This is a genomic window from Streptomyces sp. NPDC005151, from assembly GCF_053599875.1.
In genome coordinates this window covers 1-4,258 of record NZ_JBSFYR010000204.1, presented here as the reverse complement: position 1 = coordinate 4,258, position 4,258 = coordinate 1, and the positions used below count along the sequence as shown (strand labels likewise).

The 4,258-nt window shown below is 69.2% G+C and carries 4 protein-coding genes; all 4 read left to right on the top strand.

Annotation, left to right across the window (positions count from 1 at the left end; translation table 11 throughout):
* A partial coding sequence (locus ACWD6R_RS39895) for a hypothetical protein (protein WP_451823244.1) occupies positions 1-410 on the top strand: 410 nt, incomplete at its 5' end.
* Positions 370-1,479, top strand: a complete 1,110-nt coding sequence (locus tag ACWD6R_RS39890) for a site-specific integrase (RefSeq protein WP_451823243.1) — start codon at positions 370-372, stop codon at positions 1,477-1,479. The genes ACWD6R_RS39895 and ACWD6R_RS39890, both read left to right, overlap by 41 nt.
* The gene (locus ACWD6R_RS39885) at positions 1,476-3,725 is read left to right on the top strand and encodes a tyrosine-type recombinase/integrase (protein ID WP_451823242.1); all 2,250 of its coding nucleotides are present in this window, start codon (positions 1,476-1,478) and stop codon (positions 3,723-3,725) included. The genes ACWD6R_RS39890 and ACWD6R_RS39885 overlap by 4 nt, the downstream gene beginning before the upstream one ends.
* Positions 3,715-4,161 (top strand): DUF6262 family protein, encoded by a 447-nt coding sequence (locus ACWD6R_RS39880; RefSeq protein ID WP_451823241.1) that lies wholly within the window; start codon positions 3,715-3,717, stop codon positions 4,159-4,161. Before ACWD6R_RS39885 ends, ACWD6R_RS39880 begins: the two co-directional genes overlap by 11 nt.
* Positions 4,162-4,258: the final 97 nt, after the last annotated feature.

Below are 4,258 nucleotides of genomic sequence, written 5' to 3'. Positions count from 1 at the left end.
AGGTCACCACCCGCAAGGGCGAGCCGTGGATCACCGTGCCGAAGCTGGAGCCACTGGCCGAACCCACCGGCCTGCAGGCGCTCAAGGACGAGGTCGTACGCCGATGGGGCGTCCTCGACCTCCTGGACGTGCTGAAGAACGCCGACTTCGTCACCGGCTTCACCGACGAGTTCACCTCCGTCGCCGCGTACGAGCGCATCGACCGCACCACCCTCCAGCGCCGCCTGCTGCTCGCGCTGTTCGCCCTGGTTATCTTGAGCCGCCCGAAGGGCGTCCTTGATGTTGAGCAAGCCCAAGTGAGGCCCCGGGTTCTGCCTGGTGGATGTGGTTATCTACCGCCGTCCATCACGCAGATGCCCCGGAGGTCTGATGCTTGTACAGCGTGTGGTGATGCCGTCCTCGCCGCTTGAGTCGTGGACCGTGCTCGGCAACGACGCCGCGCCGGTCGAGCCGATCGAGCGTTACCTCACCTATCTCACCGACATCGAGCGGTCGCCGAACACGGTCAAGGCGTACGCGCACGATCTGAAGGACTGGTTCTCCTTCCTCGGCACTCGCGGGCTGGACTGGCGCGAGGTGCGGCTTGAGGACGTCGGCGAGTTTGTCGCCTGGCTGCGGCTGCCGCCCTCGGCCCGCACCGGCGCCGTCGCGGTGCTTCCCTCGGTCGAGCACCACTGCGGTGTGACCACGGTGAACCGGAAACTCTCGGCCGTCAGCGCCTTCTACCAGCACGCCGCCCGCCACGGCGTCGACCTGGGCGAACTGCTGACGACCTGGCAGCCGGCCGGGCGTCGCGGCACCGCGTGGAAGCCGTTCCTGCACCACGTCACCAAGGGCAAGCCTCAGCCGAGGCGGGCCATCTCGCTGAAGGCCCCCAAGAAACTCCCGCGCATCCTCACCGCCGCCGAGGTCCAAGCGGTCCTGGACGCCTGCGAGCGGTTGCGGGACCGCCTGCTGTTTGCCGTCCTGTTCGACTCCGGCATACGCATTGGGGAGGCGCTCGGGCTGCGGCACGAGGACTGGGCGGTCGCCGAGCGCGAGCTGACGGTGGTGCCCCGGCTCAACGACAACGGTGCCCGCACCAAGTCCGGCACGACCAGGGCGATCCCGGTCAGCGCCGAACTGATTCGGCTTTACGCCGACTACATGCACATCGAGTACGGCGACCTCGACTCCGACTACGTGTTCGTGAACCTCTGGGGCGGCTCGCGCGGACACGCGATGGGCTACGCGGCCGTCTATGACCTGGTCAGACGCCTGCGCCGCAAGACCGGCATTGACTATGACCCCCACTGGTATCGCCATACCTACGCCACCAGGCTGCTGCGGGGCGGCACCCCGATCGAGGTGGTCAGCAAGCTGTTGGGACATGCCTGTCTGACCACCACGATCGACACGTACGGTCACCTCACCGCCGAGGACGCCCGCCGGGTCCTTGAGGAAGCCGGGTTCCTCACCGGGGCGGAGGTGCGCTGGTGACCACGCCTGCTTCCTCCCCGCGTCAGCCAGGGCTGTTGGAGAAGCTGATGGCCGCCGTCCGCCCCGAGTTCCGTGCCGAGGTCATCGACATCGTCCCTGGTGACCTCGTCTTCGGCGGCCCGCCGTGCCGTGTCCATGATTGTCTGCGGACCGGCCGCAGTTACGGGCTCTGCATCGGCCACCACCACCGCTGGAACGGCCAAGGCCGCCCCGACCTTGAGCAGTTCGCCGCGACAACCGAACCGCTGATGCGCGGCTATGCCCCGCTCGCCTCGTGCCGGGTGACCGGCTGCCGTTACGGCGTCCGCAGCCGCGGCCTGTGTTCCAAGCACGAGTGGGCCTGGCGCCATGCGGGACGCCCGGACCAGGAGACGTGGCTGAGTACGGTGCCGTCGACGGATCCGGCGGTGGAGAACCACGCTGAATGCCTGGTCGCCTTCTGCGATCTGTGGGTGCAGGGCACCGCGCCGTTCTGCGTCTCGCACCGGGCACGGTGGCGCGAGGGCGGCTATCCGGAGCCGGCGGAGTTCATCCGGCTCTACGAGGATCAGACACCCGGCCACGAGCGTCTTGACCTGCGCAGCCTCACCGGCCAGCTCCGGCTGGAGGTGCAGTACGCCCTCCAGCGCCGCCACGACGATCAGCGCATCAAGACCCCGCCGACCCGGGTCCGCCACGTCGTCCGCTTCGTCGCCCGCACCGGGGTCCACTCGCTGCTGGACCGGACCGAGGAGACCTGGCGAGAATGCTTCCCGCGCGGCAAGGCCACGACCGGCAGCTCCTCCGTCGCGCTGCTGATCTACGCCCGCCGCCAGGTCGAAGAGCTCCAGAACGGCAGGGGCTGGGAGGTGGAGTACCCCCGGGACGTGTGGCGTCTGCGGCAGCTCGGCATCGACTCGCCCCACGCCCACCTGCGGTTCGAGCGCATCCCGCAGCCGTGGCTGAAGGATCTCGCCAAGCGTTGGGTGCGCTGGCGCCTGAGCACCGGGATCGGAGCCGGACAGGCCCACAAATGCGTCATCGCGATCACCCGGTTCGCCGAGTTCCTCGCCACCCCGGCCGTCGGCGCCGACTCGCTCGCGCAGATCGACCGGCCGGTGCTGGAGCGCTATCTCGCCGAGCTCCACATGGCTGTCGGCGGCCGAAAGAGCCATGGCGAGCTCATCGGCCTGGTCAACCACTTCTTCCAGAGCATCCGCCAGCACCGTTGGGACGACACGCTGCCCACCACCGCGGCGTTCTTCGCCGAGGACTACCCCAAACGTGCCAAGCGGCTGCCCCGGGCCCTGGCCGAGCACGTGATGACCCAGCTCGAACAGCTCGCCAACATGGACCGGTGGCAAGACCCCGTCGGCCGGCTCGTCACCCTGATCCTCATGCGCAGCGGCCTGCGCGTCAGCGACGCCCTGCGGCTGCCGCTGGACTGCATCGTCCGCGACGCCGACAACGCGCCCTACCTGCGCTACTTCAACCACAAGATGAAACGCGAGGCTCTGGTCCCCATCGATGACGAGGTCGAGTCCGCCATCGCCGCCCAGCAGCGGCGCATGGCCGCACGCTGGCCCGAGGGCAGCCCGGTGCTCTTCCCGCAGAAGACGGCGAACCCGGAGGGCACCAAGCCGATGATCGACACCAGCTACCGGCGCATGCTCAACCAGTGGCTCGCCGAGGTCGACGTCCGCGACGAGCACGGCCGCCGCGTCCGCCCGACCCCGCACCAATGGCGCCACACCTTCGGAACCAGGCTGATCAACCGAGACGTCCCGCAGGAAGTCGTCCGCGTCCTGCTCGACCACGACTCGCACATGATGACGGCCCACTACGCCCGGCTCAACGAGAAGACGATCCGCCGCCACTGGGAACAGGCCCGCAAGGTCGATATCCGCGGCGAGCAGGTCGCCCTCGACCCGGACGGGCACCTCGCCGAGGCGGCCTGGGCCAAACAGCGTCTCGGCAGGGTCACCCAGGCCCTGCCCAACGGCTTCTGCGGGCTGCCACTGCAGAAGACCTGTCCGCACGCCAACGCTTGCTTGAGCTGCCCGATGTTCGTGACGACCCCGGAGTTCCTGCCCCAGCACCGGCAGCAGCGCGAACAGCTCCTGCAGATCGTCTCGGCGGCGGAGGCCCGCGGTCAGCTCCGCGTCGTCGAGATGAATCAGCAGGTCGTGGGCAACCTCGACCGGATCATCACAGCCCTGGAGGCCGACGAGACTCCCGGCGGCACGGAGGTGGCCGATGCGGGCTGACAACTCCCGCCACATCGTCGCCGCGGCCCACAACCGCCACGAGTACACCCGGGCCAAGGCGATCCAGGCCCTGCGCGAGATCGATGCCGCCGGCACGGCCGTCACCTTCGACGCCGTGGCCCGCGCAGCCGGCGTCTCCCGCTCCTGGCTCTACACCCAGCCCGACCTGCGAGCGGAGATTGAACGACTGCGGGTCGAACAGCAGCGGGCCCCCGCCGACCCGGTTCCGGCCCGGCAACGGGCCTCCGACGCCTCGCTCCTTCGACGGCTGGAGGCCGCCAACGAACGCAACCGCCGTCTCGCCGAGGAGAACCGCCAGCTCCGGGAACAACTCGCCCGCACGCTCGGCGACCTCCGCGCCGCCCGGCTACAAAGCCCGCCCGTCCCGGCGGCCCGCCGCCGAGGTCGCGGTTCGGCAACGATCGGCCCGTGCTGACACGGCCTCAGAACGACTCTGTCGACTGCTTCTCGGACACTGTCCTCATCGCGTCGTCCCAGGTCAACGAGGCGCGACGTGTCAGAGCTCAAGATAA